Below are 19,370 nucleotides of genomic sequence, written 5' to 3' on the forward strand. Positions count from 1 at the left end.
ACACGGATTATAAATATACATATTTATTTGATTTGCAGCTATATAAAAAATAAATTAAATATAAAATGGGGAAAATTCCTGTTTTTAATATTATCAACGACAAAAAAAAGCTCTTAATCTCTCAAGAGCTTTTTAATTCTATTTATTATCCTGCAAAGCAAAAACTTGTCGTAATAACGCTGTATCTCGTAATCCTACTTTATTACGTATACCTTTCTCTTCAACAGCAATCATTGTAAATACCCCTTCTAATGCTTCAGTAGTTACGTAGTCTGTTAAATCTGGATTTACTTTTTTTACAAATGGAATACTATTGTATTTTGATATTAAGTTTGACCAAATTTTATCAGCTCCAACCTTAGCAAATGAGTTTTTAATTACTGGATTAAACTCACTATATAAAGCTGTAGTTGTTTTTCCTTCTAAATAAGAAGTAGCTGCATTATCTGCCCCTAATAGAATATTTTTAGCATCTGCAAACGTAATTTCCTTAACAGCATTTACAAAAATTGGTGTAGCCGTTTTTACAGCATCTTCAGCAGTTCTGTTGATTGCCTTTAAACCTTCATCAGCTAAATTACCTAAACCTATTTTTCTCAAGCCTTTATCAACTGCTTGTAGTTCCTCTGGCAATAAAATTTTCACCAAATCATTTTTATAAAAACCATCTTTTGAAGTTAACTTGGTTACCTGATGCTGAATACCATTGTCCAAAGCTTGACGTAAACCATTACCAATTTGTTCTTGTGTTAATAATCCACCTTGTGGTAATTGATTTACTACTTTTTGCAACTCTGCACATCCCATAAAAGTAAGTGCTATAAAGAATACTGTAATTTTTTTCATTTTACTTGTTTGATTTTATCTATACTTTAGAAACAATAAACTAATTATTGTCACATTTATTTGAAGCTGTCGGTATTTTTATCATATCCATACGGACAGTGTTTACATCCACTTTTACAACAATACCCACGTCGTAAATGGTATGCTTCTTTAAAAACCCTATACCCTTGTTCATTGGTATAATATTCATCAGGCGTAGGCTTTAATATCTTGTTTCTCATACTACAAATATCATAAAAAATACGTTAAACAGACCTTATACTTCTGCCTAACGTATTTATATCTATCTTAAAAAACTAAATCTTACTTTTTAGCATTAGGAGGATACTCCGCCATTATCTCTGCAACAAACTCTTTAATACGAGCTTCTTTTCTTTCTACACTACTTGTACTTAAAGCTCCTGTTCCTATTCCTTGCCAAACTAACTCTTTTTTATTAGCATCTAACAAATCAATAAATAATGTTCCTTCTGTATATTGAGAAACTGTTACTGGACTTGGACCATAATACCATGGATAATAAAACCCTCCGTAATAATTATCATTTACATTAATACGTTCGCGAGACTTAGTAAATAAACTTACCAAGACATCTGGTGTAGCTGACTTTGTCATCCCTTTCGCCATCAATTCTGCCTCTATTGCACGCATGATACGTTTTTTATCTAAATCAGAAATTGGAGCTTTGTCTATCCCTGTTTTGTAGAACGCAAACGTTTTGTACTGATTAAAATCAGTTTGTGTATCATAATCAGTAACCACTCTTACTGAACTACATGAAGTAATTAGTAAAGCTATAATTGGCAAAAAAAGTAATTTTAAATTTTTCATTTTTCTTAGGATTTACATGTTTTCTAATAATGCATCATCTACTAAGTTAGGAAGTGTTACTTTTAACTTCTTTTCAGCTTCCATGGCACGTTTAATAGCAAAAACAGCTTCGTCATTTCTCGCCCAACTACGTCTTGCTATTCCGTTATTCACATCCCAGAAAAGCATTGATTTTAAGCGTCTTGATGCATCTTTAGAACCATCAAGAAGCATGCCAAATCCACCATTAATTACTTCTCCCCAGCCTACTCCACCTCCATTGTGGATAGAAACCCAAGTAGCTCCTCTAAAACTATCTCCAATTACATTATGAATTGCCATATCTGCTGTAAAACGAGAACCATCATAAATATTTGAAGTTTCGCGGTATGGTGAATCGGTACCTGAAACATCGTGATGATCACGACCTAAGACTACTGGACCTATTTTTCCTTTCTTAATAGCTTTATTAAAAGCTTCCGCTATTTTCATACGTCCTTCAGCATCTGCATATAAAATACGTGCTTGTGAACCAACTACTAATTTATTTTCTTGTGCTCCTTTAATCCACTGAATGTTATCCGCCATTTGCTGTTGAATTTCTTCTGGAGATTTTTTCTTGATTTTCTCCAACACCTTACAAGCAATCGCATCTGTTTTTGCTAGATCTTCTGGATTTCCTGAAGTACATACCCAACGGAAAGGACCAAAACCATAATCAAAACACATAGGTCCCATAATATCTTGTACATAACTTGGGTATTTAAACTCTCTCCCTAATGTTGGATTTGGATTCATTACATCTGCTCCAGCTCTACTCGCTTCCAATAAAAAGGCATTTCCATAATCAAAGAAATACGTTCCTTTTTCTGTATGCTTATTTATGGCTTTTGCGTGACGACGCAATGTTTCTTGCACTTTTTCTTTGAACAACTCTGGTTGTTCTGCCATCATAATATTGGCATCTTCAAAAGAAATATCTACAGGATAATATCCTCCTGCCCATGGATTGTGTAACGACGTTTGATCTGAACCTAAATCGATATACACATCTTCTTCGGCAAACTTCTCCCAAACATCCACTACATTTCCTAAATATGCTAATGAAATAACTTCTTCATTCTCTTTTGCTTTTCGAACACGTGCTACTAACTCATCTAAATCAGTAATCTTCTCATCAATCCACCCTTGATCTAAACGAACCTGCGTTATTTTTGGGTTTACCTCAGCACAAACTGTAATACAACCTGCAATGTTTCCTGCTTTTGGTTGAGCTCCACTCATTCCTCCTAAACCAGCGGTAACAAATAAATTACCTTTTGGAGACTTTCCTATTTTTCTAAATCCGTTTAACACAGTAATGGTTGTTCCATGTACAATTCCTTGTGGACCGATGTACATATAACTTCCCGCTGTCATTTGACCATATTGAGTAACACCCAAGGCATTGAATTTCTCCCAATCGTCTGGTTTAGAATAATTAGGAATCATCATTCCATTTGTAACTACAACTCTTGGAGCATCTTTATGTGATGGGAATAACCCCATTGGGTGTCCTGAATACATTACCAAGGTTTGTTTATTTGTCATTTCTGACAAGTACTTCATGGTTAATAAGTACTGTGCCCAGTTAGAAAACACTGCTCCGTTTCCTCCATAGGTAATTAATTCATGGGGGTGTTGTGCTACAGCATAATCTAAATTATTTTGAATCATTACCATAATAGCCTTCGCTTGCTCAGATTTCCCTGGATACTCTTCAATAGGACGCGCATACATTTTATAATCAGGACGGAAACGATACATATAAATTCGTCCGTACTTCTCTAGCTCTTCAGCAAATTCAGGTAATAACTCTTCGTGATGTTCTTTATCAAAATAACGCAATGCATTACGTAAAGCTAACTTCTTTTCTTCTTCAGTTAAAATTTCCTTACGTTTTGGCGCGTGGTTTATCGTAGTATCATACTCCTTTTTTGGAGGTAATGCAGTTGGTATTCCTTGTTTTATTTGTTCTTTAAAAGTCATTTTATACGGTTTTTAGTTTCCAGTAAAAGATGAAAACTTATTAATTTTAAATCTGTTGATAATCGTAAAAATGAAGAAACTATGGATAACGGATGTCTGCTCTGTGATACTGAGCTTCAATCCTCTTTTTATATTTTAAAGTTAAAAAATCCATCTTCTTTGAAGTTTGCACAAATATAAGTTTATACAGTTAAAAACTGCATCTTTAAAAAGTATAAATTTTTCTTCTTTTTGTATTTTTTCTGTTGTGCTAACAATAAATTGTACCTTTGGTAAGTTTATTGCATGAACAGGTTTATGATATTTATTTCAAAACATATAATACCAAAAGGATTTTCTGGAATGACATTGTATCCTTTTATCTTTTTAAAAAGAGAAGATTTAAAAGGTGATCCTGTTTTAATAAACCATGAAAAAATTCATTTAAAACAACAATTAGAATTATTGATTGTTTTCTTCTATCTATTTTATTTTTTAGAGTGGTTTATCAAGCTATTAATTTACCGTAACACTTCAAAAGCTTATAGTAATTTAAGTTTTGAGCGAGAAGCCTATAAAAACGAACATAATTTAGATTATATCACTACTCGAAAAAGGTGGGCATTCCTATCCTATTTATAATTGTTAAAACATCCTGCTATTTTTTAAGATTTCCGTAAATTGCGTACCCGAAAATTAAGACAATTTACGAATGGAACAAATAACTCCCTATAAACCTAAACACAAAGTACGAATTGTAACTGCGGCTTCTCTATTTGATGGACACGACGCTGCCATTAATATTATGCGCCGAATTATTCAATCTACCGGGGTTGAAGTGATTCACTTAGGGCATGATAGAAGTGTGGAAGAAGTGGTTAACTGTGCTATTCAAGAGGATGCGAATGCTATTGCTATGACTTCGTATCAAGGTGGACATAATGAGTACTTTAAGTACATGTACGATTTATTGCAAGAAAAAGGAGCTGGACATATTAAAATATTTGGTGGTGGTGGTGGAGTAATTCTACCTGAGGAAATCAAAGAATTGATGGACTACGGAATTACTCGTATTTATTCACCTGATGATGGTCGTGAATTAGGATTACAAGGAATGATTAACGATTTAGTGCAACAATCAGACTTTGCTATCGGAGATTCACTGAATGGTGAAGTAAACAAATTAGCAGATAAAGAAGTTGGTAGTATTGCACGTGTAATTTCTGCTGCGGAAAACTTCCCAGAAGTTGCTAAAGACGCTTTAGATGCTATTCACGAAAAAAATAAAACCTCTAAAACTCCTGTTTTAGGAATTACGGGTACCGGTGGTGCTGGTAAATCGAGTTTAGTAGACGAATTAGTTCGTCGTTTCTTAATTGATTTTCCAGAAAAAACTATCGGATTAATCTCTGTAGATCCATCAAAAAGAAAAACAGGAGGAGCTTTATTGGGTGACCGTATTCGTATGAATGCTATTAACAATGAACGTGTGTATATGCGTTCGTTAGCAACTCGTCAATCAAACTTAGCTTTATCTAAATATGTAAATGAAGCAGTTGAAGTTTTAAAAGCAGCAGAATTTGATTTAATTATTTTAGAAACTTCAGGTATTGGACAATCAGACACTGAAATTATTGAGCACTCTGATACTTCGTTATATGTAATGACACCTGAATTTGGTGCGGCTACACAGTTAGAAAAAATCGACATGCTTGATTTTGCTGATTTAGTAGCTATTAACAAATTTGATAAAAGAGGTGCTTTAGATGCCTTACGTGATGTAAAAAAACAATACATGCGTAACAACAATTTATGGGATGTTCACATGGATGACATGCCTGTTTTTGGTACGATTGCATCTCAATTCAACGATCCAGGAATGAACTCGCTATACAAAGCGATTATGGATAAATTAGTTGAAAAAACTGGAGCTGATTTACAATCTACTTTTGAAATTACAAAAGAAATGTCTGAAAAGATTTTTGTAATTCCACCAAGTAGAACGCGCTATTTATCTGAAATCTCAGAAAACAACCGTGCTTACGATAAAAAAGTTGATGAGCAAGAAAAAGTAGCTCAGAAACTATACGGAATCTATCAAACCATCTTATCTGTTATTCCAAACGAAGTAACAGAATCATTCCTTACCAAAAACGGAATTGACCAAGATGAAATTCAGAAACAAGTTCAAGAGGAAGAGCAACCATTTGTAAAATTATTATTTGCTCAATTTGATAAAGTAAAACTAAATCTTGACCCGTATAACTGGGAAGTTATTTTAAACTGGCAAGACAAAGTAAAAAAATACAAAGATCCTATTTACTCGTTTAAAGTACGTGATAAGGAGATTAAAATAGAAACACACACAGAATCACTTTCACACACACAAATTCCGAAAGTCGCTTTACCAAAATATCAAGCTTGGGGTGATTTATTACGTTGGAATTTACAAGAAAACGTACCAGGAGAGTTCCCATATGCTTCAGGATTATATCCTTTTAAACGTACGGGAGAAGATCCAACACGTATGTTTGCTGGTGAAGGTGGACCTGAGCGTACCAATCGTCGTTTCCACTATGTAAGTTTAGGGATGCCTGCAAAACGTCTTTCTACTGCTTTTGATTCGGTTACTTTATATGGTAATGATCCAGGGCACAGACCTGATATTTACGGTAAAATTGGTAATGCAGGAGTTTCTATTTGTTGTTTAGACGATGCTAAAAAATTATACTCTGGTTTCGATTTAAGTCATGCCATGACTTCGGTTTCTATGACCATCAATGGTCCTGCTCCAATGTTATTAGGGTTCTTTATGAATGCTGCAATAGACCAGAATTGTGAAAAATACATCAAAGAACACAAATTAGAGAAAAAGGTAGAAGCAAAGCTTAAAGAATTATACGACGACAAAGGAATTGACAGACCAAAATACAATGGTGATTTACCAGAAGGGAATAACGGATTAGGTTTGTTATTATTAGGGGTTACTGGTGATCAAATTTTACCTGCAGATGTGTATGCTGAAATTAAAGCAAATACTTTAGCACAAGTACGTGGTACAGTTCAAGCAGATATTTTAAAAGAAGATCAAGCGCAAAATACGTGTATCTTCTCTACCGAATTCGCCTTACGTTTAATGGGTGATGTACAAGAATACTTTATTGAGAAAAATGTTCGTAATTTCTACTCTGTATCTATTTCAGGGTATCATATTGCTGAAGCAGGTGCTAATCCAATTACACAGTTAGCCTTAACGTTGGCAAACGGATTTACTTATGTAGAATACTACTTATCAAGAGGAATGGACATCAATAAGTTTGGACCAAACTTATCGTTCTTCTTCTCAAATGGTATCGATCCTGAATATGCTGTAATTGGTCGTGTAGCTCGTAAAATTTGGGCAAAAGCCTTAAAACATAAATACGGAGCAAACCCAAGAGCACAGATGTTAAAATATCATATTCAAACTTCTGGACGTTCACTACACGCGCAAGAAATTGACTTTAATGATATTCGCACAACGTTACAAGCATTATATGCGATTTATGACAACTGTAACTCGCTACATACAAATGCTTATGACGAAGCGATTACTACACCTACAGAAGAGTCTGTACGTCGTGCCATGGCAATTCAGCTAATTATTAATAAAGAATTAGGATTGGCTAAGAATGAAAATCCTATTCAAGGTTCATTTATTATTGAAGAATTAACTGATTTAGTTGAAGAAGCGGTATTAACTGAATTTGATAGAATTACAGAACGCGGTGGTGTATTAGGTGCTATGGAAACCATGTACCAACGTTCTAAAATTCAAGAAGAGAGTCTATATTACGAGACCTTAAAACACACAGGTGAGTTCCCAATTATTGGGGTAAACACCTTCTTAAGTTCTAAAGGTTCTCCAACTGTTACTCCACAAGAAGTGATTCGTGCTACGGAAGAGGAAAAACAATTCCAAATAAAAACGAAAGAAAACTTAAACAAAGCACATGAAGATAAAATAGAACAACTTTTATCTGAAATGCAATCGGCTGCTATTAACAATCAAAATCTTTTTGAAAAATTAATGGATGCTACCAAAGTTTGTTCGTTAGGTCAAATTACTGCTTCATTATTTGAGGTAGGTGGTCAATACAGACGAAACATGTAAAAGGCAATGCCTTTAGATAAATATTTAAAGCCTCACAGAGATTTCTGTGAGGCTTTTTTATATTTTCGTCTTTTTAAAACCTTATCTATGAAAAAAATCTTTTTACTTTTTATCACAATCATTACTATTTCTTGTTCTAATGACGAACCTCTTATAGAAAAAATAGATTATGATGCAATTAATGAAACTGAAATTCAAGAGTATTTAACAAAGAATAACTTAGAAGCTGAGAAAAGCGATTCTGGACTATACTACATTATAAATAACGAAGGTACTGGTAACTCTCCTTCATTTAATTCTAATGTTACAGTTAACTATAAAGGGTATTTATTAAACGAAGAAATTTTCGGAGAAGATGATGAAGTAAGTTTTAATCTTTCTCAGTTAATTCCAGGTTTTAGCGAAGGTGTACAATATATTAAAGAAGGCGGAGATATAACATTAATTATCCCTTCAAAACTAGCTTATAAAGATGTTGAAAAAGGAAGTATTCCAGCAGGATCTGTTATAATATTTGAGGTAACTCTTCTATCTATCAATTAGTCAAAAAATATTCATATCCCTTTAGTATATATCACTATATAGCCTCACTTAGTTCTCTAAGCGAGGCTTTTTTTAGTACTCTTTATTGTTCCTTTTCTTACAAAAGAGTTTCTATTTATTAAAATCTTGTTTTAAAATAATAAAACGTTAAATAAAAACTTTACACGCAACCTTATGCACTATTCATTATCTAACCAATAACAGCTTAATAAAAACTCCAATAATTCTATGAAAAAAATATTTTCATTTACTATTCTTTCTCTTTTATTATTTTCTTGTAGTAGCGACGAAAAGGGTAATTTACCTGAACCTCCTTTAAATAATTTAGAACTCTATACTTTACCCGTAGTTGTACACATAATACATGATGGAGAAAATATAGGCGGTAGTTTTAACCTAGCAACCGAACGTATTAAAGAGCAAATTCAATCTCTAAATCACGATTTTAGAAGAACAGCAGGGACTTTAGGAGAAAACAATTCTCCTATTAGTAGTGATTCTTTTATTCAATTCAAACTTGCTGAAATAGACCCTAACGGAAATCCAACTGATGGAATTAATCGCATCAATTACTACGATGAAACTCCAGAAAGAGGTGATAAAGACAGGTTTGATTGGTTCCCAGAATTTAGGTATTGGAATCCTAATAAATATATCAACATTTGGGTTTATGGTGGATATCCTCCCAACACATTTGCTGGTGCAGCCTCTTTTCCTTCAACTGATTTACCTGGAATAGAGGATGAATTAAAAACTATTGGTGATGGTATTTTAATTAACGTTCATCACTTTGGAAAATCTGATGTTACTGGAGGTCTTAATCTTGGTAAAACGTTAACTCACGAAATGGGGCATTTTTTAGGCTTATTACATATTTGGGGCGCTGCTCTTGAAGGAAAACCTTGTTATGAATATGACGATTTTATTGAAGACACTCCACCTGTAAGTAGTTCTATTAACGGTTGCGACGGAGCTATTCCAAAAGCCTGTGACGGACAACCTGCTCCTGTAAACAATTACATGAACCTTACTGACGATAGATGTATGAATGTATTTACCAAAGGACAAATTAAACGAATGAGATATGTGCTTGAACATGCAGAAAGGAGAAAAACTTTAACTACTTCTAATGTAATAAATAGGTAACTTATTACTTATAGAGCAGTTTAGTTTTCAAAATACATTCAGAAAATTTCATAAAACTATTTTGTTTTCAACACTTATTTCAGAACCTTCTAGTAAAAATACAGAGCTAGGTTTTTGATTCTGTAAAAAAGAAAAGTGCTCTCCATAAGTAGCAGAAAAATCAACATCTATTTTATAATCTATCACTGGATAATACTTCCAAGTTGGATGCTTCACTTCATACTCAGTTGTTCCATTTTTATCCTTAGCATATCCCCAATAATGCTCTGCTATGAATTCAATTTCAGTATAGAGTTTAATTGGGGCTGATTTAGATTTACTTTCAACTGAAACCGAATTTCTCTTTTTGTTTATGTTCCATTGATAAGACACTTTAAACATATCATCTTTTTCAACCCAACTATGTTTCATAGGTAATGTTTGGTAGTTTTCCTTATAAATTGTGTTTGCTACTAATGTGATTGCCGGTTTTGGTACTATCTCTTTTATAAAAACTACCCCTCTTTTACCTTCTCTTTTCACATAAAACCGAAGATTAACTTCTTCAAAATTTACATGAAAAGGAATTTTTACCCCTAATAACTTTGTATTTAAAAACATGAAACCAACAACACTTATGTAACATTTGTTTTCATAAAAATCTAATTCAGTTCCTTTAGGTATATAACCTTTTAATACTTCTGGATTAACCTCATAATTCACCATGACCAACTTTCGCCATTCTGCTTTTAAAAAACTCATATAATTCATTTTTTTAATTAATTCACAAACCTTATAAGTATTTTACTTATGAGGTTTACTTCCTCTTTTTCTAATTTATTAAGCAATTTCCCTTAATTATTCTCTTATCTATTTAGTTTTAACTTTTCCATTTTACTTGCTTTTCTACCTTTCAAAAAGAAAATGATAAAGAAAATCATAACAATTCCCAAGTAAATAGAAAAGCCTCCAATTTTAGCACTTAGTGCTTCAACTAAGCTTTTATAATTTGTTAGACTATAAACTTGAATAATTCTTAATGCAAACCCTATGTTTAATAGGTAAAAACCAATTTTAAATAGCTTGTTCGTAGCAAATGCTATTTCTTGTTTTTGATTAAAAATATCTAACATAAAAATCTTACTATTTTTAAATAAATGCTGAGAAACAAAAGTTGTTAAACCAATACTAATAGGTAAATAAATTAAATACGCTATTAATTCTAAATTTCCATTCATACTATTACTTTTTTAAATGCTTGTGAATTAAATGAACCATATAAATATTACTAAAATGTAGTATTCCAATAACTAATAAAATAAAACTGAACCTTAAACATAACTCTACCAATAAAGTATTTATGCCTTCTATTTCATTTATAGAGTTTAAGCTCCAAATAGCCAATCCTATGTTTAAGCAGTAGTATACAACAAGTAATGTGTTATTTATTGCGTTACCAGTTGACAAATCATCAGGAAAATAATTTTGTATGTAGATTTTTCCATTTTGAAAACAAAAGCTACCTACATAAAAAACAACTGCTATAGAAAAAGTTAAATAAGATGTATAAGTGAGTAGTATCATTTCGCTAACATTGATTTTAATTTTTCTATAAAAAGAGTTAAGAATAAAGCCAATATTACTGGTGTAGTATATAGAATATATTTCATAATTAAAATCTCTTTTTCTTTTTCATAGACTACAGTGAAAAATATAATTAGAAAATAACAAAGCACAGTGGCTAAGTAAACTATCTGAGAAAATTTTAAGTATCTATTCATCTCATTCCACAGATATAGTGTAGTAAAGCCAAATAGTATTTGGAAAAAGCCTAAGGGTATAGCCAATAATGCTGCAATTGCTAAACAATCACTCTCAATTACACCTAATATTAGTAAAATAATGAAAGGAAACATTAAAACTCTGTTAATCCAGCTTATTACACATATTGTATATTTCATATTTTCAGAAATTACTGAAAGTTTATATTTAAATTTTTTTACTTTTTTATCATTTTGGTAAAGTTAGATAACAACCAATGCTCATCAGCTTTAATTGCTTTCTCCAAAATACCATTTACTGTTTTAGTGACTGATGATAAATCATTCATCACTTTTTTAAAGGCTTCTGCTTCTTCTGAGTTTTCTTTAACATCCTCTTGTAGTTCATCTAACACTTTTAAAACAGGTTCAATTTCCCTTTTCTTACGCTCTTTCGTTACCTGCTTAAATAGCTCCCAGATATCCTTATCTGCCACAAAAAATTCTTTTCGTTCTCCAACTACAAACTCTTTACTTACGATTCCCCAATCAATTAAAGCACGAACATTCATGTTTACATTACCCCTAGAAATTTTTAGGGTTTCCATAATTTCATCAGCAGAAAGAGGCTTTGTAGACACTAACAGCAACGCATGTACTTGTGCCATGGTCTTATTAATACCCCAGCTGGTAGCTAAACTACCCCAAGTATGAATGTATTTTAATTTTGCGTCTTCTAATTTCATATCACAAATATATAACAAAATATGAAACTTTCAATAATTACTGAAAATAAAATATTTTAAATTTTTATTTAATCTCTTGTAATAATTTTACTTTTCAGAATACCTATCAAGAAAACCAAATTTTGAGTAACGATTTTTATATAACATCCATTTTACCACATGCTGGTATTATTATTAAAATATGTAGAGCTTACACAGACTCTCAAGAAGATTTTGAAGACTTTTATCAAGAAGCTTGTTTACAAATATGGAAAAGCAGAGATGCTTTCCAAAACAAATCGAAATGGTCTACTTGGATTTACAGAATTACGCTAAATGTTTGTTTAACCTTAGCGAAGAGAAATGCTAAAAAAGAATATTCTTTAGAGAAAACTCCCAATTTATCAGAAGATAATAAAGCTTTTCAAAACGAAGATTTAAACTTGTTATACGATGCTATTAAAAAATTATCTGAAGTCGACAGAGCGATAATTTTACTGCATTTAGAAGAAAATCCTTACAAAGAAATTGCTGCAATTATTGGAACTAGCGCTAACAATATTGCAGTACGCATTAACAGAATTAAAAAACAATTAAAAATATTATTAGATGGAAAAATCAATTGAAAAAAGATGGAATGAAGCTTTTCTTGACGAACAATCATTAATAGCTCCAAAAATTAACGACATATACAACCAGAAGTCTAAATCGGTCATTAACAAAATTAGAAGAACCTACGAGTTTGACAATAAAGGGTTACTTCCTATGGCAGGAATAGTAGTTATTGGAGGTATCCTTTTATCTGAAACTATTATTGCGGTTTACGGCGCTTTTTTAATCTTGAGTTTGTACTTTTTTAATACAAGATTGTTAAAAAGATTTAAAACCATTGATGTTAAATCTGACAACCTAACGTATTTAAAAAATTACAGAAGTGTAATTAACTCGGTATCTAAAGCTACAAAAAAATTATTCATTTTTGCCATTCCTCTAGCTATTGTATCAATTTTCGCATTGGCCTATGGGGTAAAAGAGCAAAGCTTTTTATCTAACTATATTTCTAGCGAAACTTCCTTTATAGGCATCTTAAGCGTTGGACTTATGGTAGCTATAGCTACTGCAATGATTGGTTATTTTGTATATACCATTTCAACCAAAGTTTTATATCACAGCCTTATTTCAAAGCTCGATGATATTATTAAAGAATTGGAAGAATTAAAAAATTATTAATCAATTATAAACCAGAGTTGTTATTAACAATTCTGGTTTATTTTTTTGTTCTGGTTCGTTTACGAAGTTTAAAAATTCTATCATCGTAATAGGTTTTCAATTCGGCTACAAATGACATTGGATTTTCATAGGTTGTTAAAACTTTATATGTATAACTCTCTAATAAATCATTCAATACTTTTTCTAATCGCTCAACTTCTTTTACTAAATATGAAGTACTATTGGTTGTTTTTTGAATTAGCGAAATATCTTTATCAAAACATATAGTCGTATTACCTCCAAAAATATGCGCATGAAAAGCTTCTAACTCTTCTAAACTTCCGTTCTGGTATATTTCAATAAGTTTTGTGGTAGTTTCTGTCGCTTTTTGTTGTTCGTTTTCTTGCATCGAAAATTTATCAGGGTGTACATACAACATCGCTTCTTTATACAATCTTTTCTTCTCTTTTTGATACTCTCTTTCTTGTGTTACTCGTTCTTTTGAAACAGGAACGACTTGAATAACTTCCTTATAATTTTTACCTTTTCTTTTTTGTGCTAACCTTTTTTCTTTCTTAGCTTTTTTTTGTTGCTTAAACAACATAACCAACTCCCTTTCTTCTACAAGTAAATCAGAAATCTCATTACGTAATGATTGTTCAAAAGGAAATAACTTAGTTTCAACGGAAGTAATTTCAGTCTCAAGGTTTTTAATTCTCTCTTGCAGTCTTGAAACTTCATCTGATTTAGATTCTGTAGGAAAGTTTTCTTTACTCATATGTAATAAACTTATCGCTTCCTTTGTAAAATAGTTAATCCTACTCGTATTTTTTCATACGGAACTTTTTCTCCTAAAAACTCAAAATAGGGTTTTAAAGTTGTTTCGTTTTTCAATACTTTTTTTGCATTTGCAACAAGTGCTAAAGTATCAGCTTCAATAAATTCATCTAAACTCACATCTTTTCCTTCTAAATATAGCTTGGATAAATGAGAAAAAATGGTGGTGGGTTTTAATCCTCTATTTTCAGCTATTTCATCAACCGTAAACCCTTCTTTATACAACTTAAACGTTTCTAAAGTAGTGTCTTTTTTAGTTCGTTTCTTTTCGTTTAAAAAAGTTTTAATCTCTTCCATAAACTCAGCCCCATAAACTTCTAGTTTTCGTTGCCCTACTCCACTAATGGCTAAAAACTCTTCGTCAGATTGTGGTCTTTCGTTTTCTATTTCTCTAAGAGTCGCATCATTAAAAACTAAATATGCTGCTATATCTTCTTCTTGAGCAATACGATAACGTAATTTTCGCAAACGTTCAAATAACGTATCCTTAACTGCTTTTTTCTTTTTCTCTTTTGTTACCGTTTTTACTTCTTTTGTAAACTCTACTGGTGTTGTTAATTGTACTTTTTCACCTTCAAAAAGCACTTTATTTGAGAACTCCGTTAGTTGCAAACTATTATTTAAATGAAAAGCAATTTGACAATACCCTTGATTTGTTAACTGAATTAAATAGTGTTGCCAATCTCTCCAAGAAATATCATTACCTACACCATAGGTTTTTAGCTTATCGTAATTCTTATCTAAGACGGTCGCATTTTTGGCTCCTCTTAATACATCAATTACGGTTCCCATAGCTTCTTTTCCTTGTAATCGATAAATAGCTGAGAGTCCTTTTTGCGCAATAACAGTACCATCAAAAAACTGTGGCGGGTTTTTACATACATCGCAATTCCCACAGTTTTCTTCTATGAGTTCTCCAAAATAGCTCAGCAATATTTTTCTTCGGCAAACCGTGGCTTCAGCGAATTGCTTCATCCTTTCTAATTTTGCCTCTTGCACTTCTTTATTTCCTGTTTTTTCAATAAACTGGCGTAACTGTATAACATCTGCATAACTATGAAATAATAAAGCTTTTGCTGGTAAACCATCACGACCTGAACGTCCAATTTCTTGATAATATCCTTCTATATTTTTAGGCATATTATAGTGAATTACCCAACGAACATTCGATTTGTCAATTCCCATTCCAAATGCAATGGTAGCACAAATTACCTCGCAATCATCTTTGATAAAATCTTCTTGTGTTTGGGCTCTTTCTTCAAATGATAATCCAGCATGGTACGCTTTTGCATCGATGTTATTTTGTTGTAATTTACTAGCTAGTTGCTCTGTAGCCTTTCTACTCAAACAATAAATTATTCCTGCTTCATTAGGTCTTTTCTGAATAAATTTGATGATTTGCTGCACTCTATCGTTTGCAGGACGCACTTCTAAGGCTATATTCTCTCTATTAAAAGAACTAATAAACTGTGTAGCATAAGGTACAGCTAACTGTTCTAAAATATCTTGTTGCGTAGCTTTATCTGCAGTTGCTGTTAAGGCTACAATTGGAGTTTCTGGTAGCGACTTTTTAAGAAATGCTAATTGTTTGTATGAAGGACGAAAATCGTGCCCCCAAGCAGAAATACAGTGCGCCTCATCGACTGCTATGCAACTTATGTAAGATTGGTTCAATACATTTTGGAGTAATGATAAACTTTCTGGTGCTACATATAATAGTTTTATGCTTTTTGAAGCTATTGCATCGAACACTTCTTGCTGCTCTTGGGTAGATTGACTACTATTAAAAAAAGTTGCGGGAATTCCGTTTGCTTTTAAACTATCTACTTGATCTTTCATCAAGGCTATTAACGGAGAAATAACTAAAGTAACTCCTTCAAAAAACAAGGCTGGTAGTTGATAACAAATAGACTTTCCTCCTCCTGTTGGCATAATAACCAACGTATCTTTTTTTGCTAATATATTTTCAATAATAGCTTGTTGCTCTAAACGAAAACTATCGTATCCAAAATTTACCTTTAATTTTTCTAACAATTCTTGTTCTGTAATCTGCATCATTTGGCAAAAATAGGAATAAAAAAAGCGCAGAGTTTAAACTCTACGCTTGATCTTATTTTTAGTTATTATTACTTAATATCTTGTAACAACACCTCAACTGCTTTTTTTAATTGAGCATCTTCTCCTCTATCCTTCCATCCTGGTGCGTTTTTTACTAAATAATCTGGTACTGCTGGGGCCTCGTTCTCCATATTCTTTCCAGATTTTTTCACATACCACGCTCTAAATGGCATACGAATATACCCGTTTTGCAAACGTTTACCTCCTGTAGAAATTACTGCTCCAAAAGTTGGTTGCCCTACTAATTTTCCTAAACCTAAATTTTTGAACGCGTGCGAGAAAATCTCTGCATTTGAATAACTATTTTCATTACATAAAGCTACCATAGGTTTTGTGTTTACAGATAAAATAGCTCGCTCATTAAATGGATAATTTCCTTTAAATTTCTGATGATTTTTTAAACTTTTAGCTGCTCCTCTTGGTACTGTATATGCATGTTGGTCTACATTTAATACCGCCATTAATCGGTCTGTAGTCCAACCACCACCGTTATAACGTACATCAATTACAATTCCTTTTTTACCATACCCACTTGCTTTTAGTTCACGTTCAAAACGCTCAAAACTTGGCATATTCATTCCTTGAATATGAATATATCCTAATTGACCATTTGAATACTCATCTACCAATTTCTTTCTAGAATTTACCCATTCTTCATATTGCAGCCTTCTTAACGATCTTTCTGGACGTAACACTACATCTTTACCATTATCTAAACTCAATAAAATCTCTTTTGATTGTGTATTCTTTAGTAAACTGTAAAAATTCGTATTCTTTTTAATTTCTTGTCCATTAATAGCTGTAATAATATCTCCTACTTTTAATTTACTTGTAGATTTATCTGCTACTGAATTTGGTAACACATAAGATACCTTAACTCCTTTTTTAGTATTCTCTACTTCTAATCCTAATACTCCAACCTTATCATTTGTATTTCTTGGCGCACTTCCACGGTAGCCCATATGACTCGCGTTTAATTGTCCTAGCAACAAATTAAACATATATGTGTAATCTTGTTGTGTAGTTGCTGACAATACCCATGGCTTATATTTTTTTACCAAGGCATTCCAATTATAACCATGAAATTCTGGATCATAAAAGCCAGTGGTCAATGCTCGTATACCTTCTTCAAAAACCTGCTGAAAAACTTCGTCTCTGTGAGTAGTGTAAGTAGCAGTGTGTGGTAATCTTGTTACCTTATCTGATTTTGTGTTTAATTCAGCTAATCTTCCTTTTGAAGTAAAGTAAATTTTCCCTTTATTTTCAGTAAAGTTTCTTGCGTTGGCTACACCTTTAACTAATTTTGGTTTGCTACCGTCCCATTTAACTTTATATGTACTTCTTTTTTCTGTAGCAGGGTTAGTTGCTGAAAAATAAATAAAATCACTATCAGCACTAAATACTGGACTATACTCATCATCTTGTAAAGAAGTAACCTGTACTAAGCGATCATAAATTTTGTCCTCATCTATTTTTACTACTACTTCTTTTTTCTTCTTTTTCTTTCCTTTTTTTGCTTCTTTCTCTTTAGAAGGTTCTATTTTCTTCTCAGGATAATAAGATCCTTCCTCGTGGTCTAACTTCGATTTCTCCCAATCAGACTTTTCTAACCAGACCATCCATACATCATAATTAATTCCGCTTCTGTTTGATAAAAACGCTAACTTTTTTCCGTCAGCACTCCAAACTGGATTACGGTCACTTCTTGGATGCATAGACACATTCATTTTGGTAGATGGTTTTTCAATTGACTGAATAAAAATTTCACTATCAAAATTTAAATCTTCTTGAGAATAGGCTATGTATCTACTATCTGGACTCCATGAAACTCCCTCTGCTGCTGCCCATGAGTTAGAGTATTCTTTAGCATTTGTTATTTTACCTTTTTTAACATCAGCAATCATTAAAATTCCTCTTCCTACTTGGTAAGCTATCTTCTTTCCGTCTGGAGAAACTAAGGAATATTCTATATCTTCTTTGTTATTGGTAAGCTTAGTAACTTTTGTTTTTAAACTACGGTGTAATCCTACTAAAGTATCTGTAGAAACGGCACTATACAATTGATAAACTCCATCTCTATCAGAAGAAAAAACAACTGTTTTATCGTCTAACCACTGTGGATTAATATCTCTATAAGGATGCTTGCTTACATTGTTTGAACGCTTCTTTTCCTTATTGTTTTCCTTAACAAAGATTTCTCCATTAATTTCTAAAGCTACATTTTTACCATTCGGTGAAACCGCATAATTACTAATGTTTCCTGAAACTGTTTTGGTTTCTTCTTCTTCAAAACGATTGTCTGAAACAATATCTAAATTAACTTTTTGAGTTTTCCCATTTACTAATTTGAACGTATCAGCTCCACTAGTATAAACAATTACCCCGCTGTTACTTACCGAAAATGTCTGTACACCATCTTTAGTTTGTCGCGTTAATTGAGTAGCTGTTCCACCAGCAGTTCCATTTGATGAAATTGCTTGCTTATAAATATTATAACGTCCACTTTTTGCACCTATATAATATAAATTTCCGGCTGCATCCCAAGCTGGAGAATGATCGTTCTTATTACTTGTTGTTATTTGGTGATATTTTTTTGTTTCTGTATTGTATATCCAAATGTCACGTTGTGCAGAACCAGCATAATCTTCACGTGCAATACGACATGCTCCTTTGGTAAAAGCAATTAATTTTCCACTTGGTGATACGGAAGCCATTTCTCCATAAGCAGTTAATAAACGACGTGGTGTTTCTCCTTTTTTATTAACTACATACATTTGTTTATCCCACTCTGGACCTCTTAATACACGGCCTGTAGTAAATACAACATCTCCTTCTTTTGTCCAATCCGTAGGTGTATTTGTTGTTGGATAATATGTTAACTGTTTAGGAACTCCTCCTTTTACTGAAGTTACAAATACATTATCATTTCCTTTTCTATTTGATGAAAATGCAATTTCAGTTCCATCTGTACTCCAAACAGGGTTGCTTTCGTAACCTTTATGAATGGTCAACCTTTTTGTTTGCTGATTGTTAAAGTTATATAGCCAAATATCGCCATAATAACTGAATGCCATTTGAGAAGCATCAGGGCTTATCACAGGCTTACGAATTAACGTATGTTGCGCAAATAAAAAATTACTTGCTATTAAAGCCACCCCTAAGAATATCTTTTTAGTCATGTTGTTTGATTTTTTAAATCCCCAAATTACTTCATTATGACTAAAACTCTAATAAAAT

At 32.3% G+C, this 19,370-nt stretch carries 17 protein-coding genes; 6 read left to right on the forward strand and 11 right to left on the reverse strand.

Going from position 1 to position 19,370, the window contains the following annotated elements:
* Positions 1–138 precede the first annotated feature (138 nt).
* From C8N27_RS01755 to C8N27_RS01765, 4 genes are all read right to left on the reverse strand, one after another.
* Positions 139–846 (reverse strand): DUF4197 domain-containing protein, encoded by a 708-nt coding sequence (locus C8N27_RS01755; protein ID WP_099216008.1) that lies wholly within the window; start codon positions 844–846, stop codon positions 139–141.
* 56 nt (positions 847–902) lie between these two features.
* Entirely contained in the window at positions 903–1,067 is a 165-nt protein-coding gene (locus C8N27_RS15830; RefSeq protein ID WP_159432107.1) for a C1orf53 family protein, read from the reverse strand.
* Positions 1,068–1,149: 82 nt separating this feature from the next.
* Positions 1,150–1,677, reverse strand: coding sequence for a DUF4136 domain-containing protein (locus C8N27_RS01760; protein WP_121146044.1), 528 nt, complete (start codon positions 1,675–1,677; stop codon positions 1,150–1,152).
* A gap of 12 nt (positions 1,678–1,689) precedes the next feature.
* Entirely contained in the window at positions 1,690–3,684 is a 1,995-nt protein-coding gene (locus tag C8N27_RS01765) for a urocanate hydratase (protein WP_121146045.1), read from the reverse strand.
* Positions 3,685–3,981: 297 nt separating this feature from the next.
* On the opposite strand from C8N27_RS01765, the gene C8N27_RS01770 reads away from it, so the two are divergent.
* The 4 genes from C8N27_RS01770 (at position 3,982) to C8N27_RS01785 (ending at position 9,505) form a co-directional block, all read left to right on the forward strand.
* Positions 3,982–4,305 carry a hypothetical protein gene (locus tag C8N27_RS01770; RefSeq protein ID WP_028890606.1) on the forward strand — a complete coding sequence of 108 codons (324 nt, stop codon included), beginning with the start codon at positions 3,982–3,984 and terminating at the stop codon, positions 4,303–4,305.
* 70 nt (positions 4,306–4,375) lie between these two features.
* Positions 4,376–7,816, forward strand: a complete 3,441-nt coding sequence (locus tag C8N27_RS01775; protein ID WP_121146046.1) for a methylmalonyl-CoA mutase family protein — start codon at positions 4,376–4,378, stop codon at positions 7,814–7,816.
* A gap of 87 nt (positions 7,817–7,903) precedes the next feature.
* The gene (locus C8N27_RS01780) at positions 7,904–8,359 is read left to right on the forward strand and encodes an FKBP-type peptidyl-prolyl cis-trans isomerase (RefSeq protein ID WP_121146047.1); all 456 of its coding nucleotides are present in this window, start codon (positions 7,904–7,906) and stop codon (positions 8,357–8,359) included.
* Between the two features lie 228 nt (positions 8,360–8,587).
* Entirely contained in the window at positions 8,588–9,505 is a 918-nt protein-coding gene (locus C8N27_RS01785; protein WP_121146048.1) for a M43 family zinc metalloprotease, read from the forward strand.
* A gap of 48 nt (positions 9,506–9,553) precedes the next feature.
* Here C8N27_RS01785 and C8N27_RS01790 read toward each other — a convergent pair whose 3' ends face one another.
* The 4 genes from C8N27_RS01790 to C8N27_RS01810 form a co-directional block, all read right to left on the reverse strand.
* A complete protein-coding gene (locus C8N27_RS01790) occupies positions 9,554–10,246 on the reverse strand; it encodes a YqjF family protein (protein WP_121146049.1) in 693 nt (230 codons plus the stop codon).
* 104 nt (positions 10,247–10,350) lie between these two features.
* Positions 10,351–10,722 (reverse strand): hypothetical protein, encoded by a 372-nt coding sequence (locus C8N27_RS01795; protein WP_121146050.1) that lies wholly within the window; start codon positions 10,720–10,722, stop codon positions 10,351–10,353.
* A 4-nt stretch (positions 10,723–10,726) separates the two neighbouring features.
* Entirely contained in the window at positions 10,727–11,068 is a 342-nt protein-coding gene (locus C8N27_RS01800; protein ID WP_121146051.1) for a hypothetical protein, read from the reverse strand.
* A gap of 415 nt (positions 11,069–11,483) precedes the next feature.
* Positions 11,484–11,990, reverse strand: a complete 507-nt coding sequence (locus C8N27_RS01810) for a GbsR/MarR family transcriptional regulator (protein ID WP_121146053.1) — start codon at positions 11,988–11,990, stop codon at positions 11,484–11,486.
* Positions 11,991–12,112: 122 nt separating this feature from the next.
* Between C8N27_RS01810 and C8N27_RS01815 the strand changes: the two genes are divergently transcribed.
* Positions 12,113–12,595 (forward strand): RNA polymerase sigma factor, encoded by a 483-nt coding sequence (locus C8N27_RS01815; RefSeq protein WP_099215997.1) that lies wholly within the window; start codon positions 12,113–12,115, stop codon positions 12,593–12,595.
* Positions 12,579–13,199 carry a hypothetical protein gene (locus C8N27_RS01820; RefSeq protein WP_028890603.1) on the forward strand — a complete coding sequence of 207 codons (621 nt, stop codon included), beginning with the start codon at positions 12,579–12,581 and terminating at the stop codon, positions 13,197–13,199. Before C8N27_RS01815 ends, C8N27_RS01820 begins: the two co-directional genes overlap by 17 nt.
* A 37-nt stretch (positions 13,200–13,236) precedes the next feature.
* Here the strand turns inward: C8N27_RS01820 and C8N27_RS01825 are convergent, their stop codons facing one another.
* The 3 genes from C8N27_RS01825 to C8N27_RS01835 all read right to left on the reverse strand — a co-directional run bounded on the left by C8N27_RS01825 (position 13,237) and on the right by C8N27_RS01835 (position 19,312).
* A complete protein-coding gene (locus C8N27_RS01825; protein ID WP_121146054.1) occupies positions 13,237–13,956 on the reverse strand; it encodes a hypothetical protein in 720 nt (239 codons plus the stop codon).
* Between the two features lie 11 nt (positions 13,957–13,967).
* Positions 13,968–16,073: a DNA helicase RecQ gene (gene recQ, locus C8N27_RS01830; protein WP_394342536.1), complete on the reverse strand. Its 2,106-nt coding sequence runs from the start codon at positions 16,071–16,073 to the stop codon at positions 13,968–13,970.
* 68 nt (positions 16,074–16,141) lie between these two features.
* The gene (locus C8N27_RS01835; RefSeq protein ID WP_121146055.1) at positions 16,142–19,312 is read right to left on the reverse strand and encodes a S41 family peptidase; all 3,171 of its coding nucleotides are present in this window, start codon (positions 19,310–19,312) and stop codon (positions 16,142–16,144) included.
* Positions 19,313–19,370: the final 58 nt, after the last annotated feature.

Source organism: Tenacibaculum discolor, from assembly GCF_003664185.1.
Taxonomy (GTDB): domain Bacteria; phylum Bacteroidota; class Bacteroidia; order Flavobacteriales; family Flavobacteriaceae; genus Polaribacter; species Polaribacter discolor.

Coding starts and splice junctions, on each gene's coding strand:
- C8N27_RS01835 (WP_121146055.1), bottom strand. CDS start 19,312: ATGACTAAAAAGATATTCTTAGGGGTGGCTTTAATAGCAAGTAATTTT.
- C8N27_RS01800 (WP_121146051.1), bottom strand. CDS start 11,068: ATGATACTACTCACTTATACATCTTATTTAACTTTTTCTATAGCAGTT.
- C8N27_RS01795 (WP_121146050.1), bottom strand. CDS start 10,722: ATGAATGGAAATTTAGAATTAATAGCGTATTTAATTTATTTACCTATT.
- recQ (WP_394342536.1), bottom strand. CDS start 16,073: ATGATGCAGATTACAGAACAAGAATTGTTAGAAAAATTAAAGGTAAAT.
- C8N27_RS01760 (WP_121146044.1), bottom strand. CDS start 1,677: ATGAAAAATTTAAAATTACTTTTTTTGCCAATTATAGCTTTACTAATT.
- C8N27_RS01775 (WP_121146046.1), top strand. CDS start 4,376: ATGGAACAAATAACTCCCTATAAACCTAAACACAAAGTACGAATTGTA.
- C8N27_RS01790 (WP_121146049.1), bottom strand. CDS start 10,246: ATGAGTTTTTTAAAAGCAGAATGGCGAAAGTTGGTCATGGTGAATTAT.
- C8N27_RS01785 (WP_121146048.1), top strand. CDS start 8,588: ATGAAAAAAATATTTTCATTTACTATTCTTTCTCTTTTATTATTTTCT.
- C8N27_RS01770 (WP_028890606.1), top strand. CDS start 3,982: ATGATATTTATTTCAAAACATATAATACCAAAAGGATTTTCTGGAATG.
- C8N27_RS01825 (WP_121146054.1), bottom strand. CDS start 13,956: ATGAGTAAAGAAAACTTTCCTACAGAATCTAAATCAGATGAAGTTTCA.
- C8N27_RS01820 (WP_028890603.1), top strand. CDS start 12,579: ATGGAAAAATCAATTGAAAAAAGATGGAATGAAGCTTTTCTTGACGAA.
- C8N27_RS01780 (WP_121146047.1), top strand. CDS start 7,904: ATGAAAAAAATCTTTTTACTTTTTATCACAATCATTACTATTTCTTGT.
- C8N27_RS01810 (WP_121146053.1), bottom strand. CDS start 11,990: ATGAAATTAGAAGACGCAAAATTAAAATACATTCATACTTGGGGTAGT.
- C8N27_RS15830 (WP_159432107.1), bottom strand. CDS start 1,067: ATGAGAAACAAGATATTAAAGCCTACGCCTGATGAATATTATACCAAT.
- C8N27_RS01765 (WP_121146045.1), bottom strand. CDS start 3,684: ATGACTTTTAAAGAACAAATAAAACAAGGAATACCAACTGCATTACCT.
- C8N27_RS01755 (WP_099216008.1), bottom strand. CDS start 846: ATGAAAAAAATTACAGTATTCTTTATAGCACTTACTTTTATGGGATGT.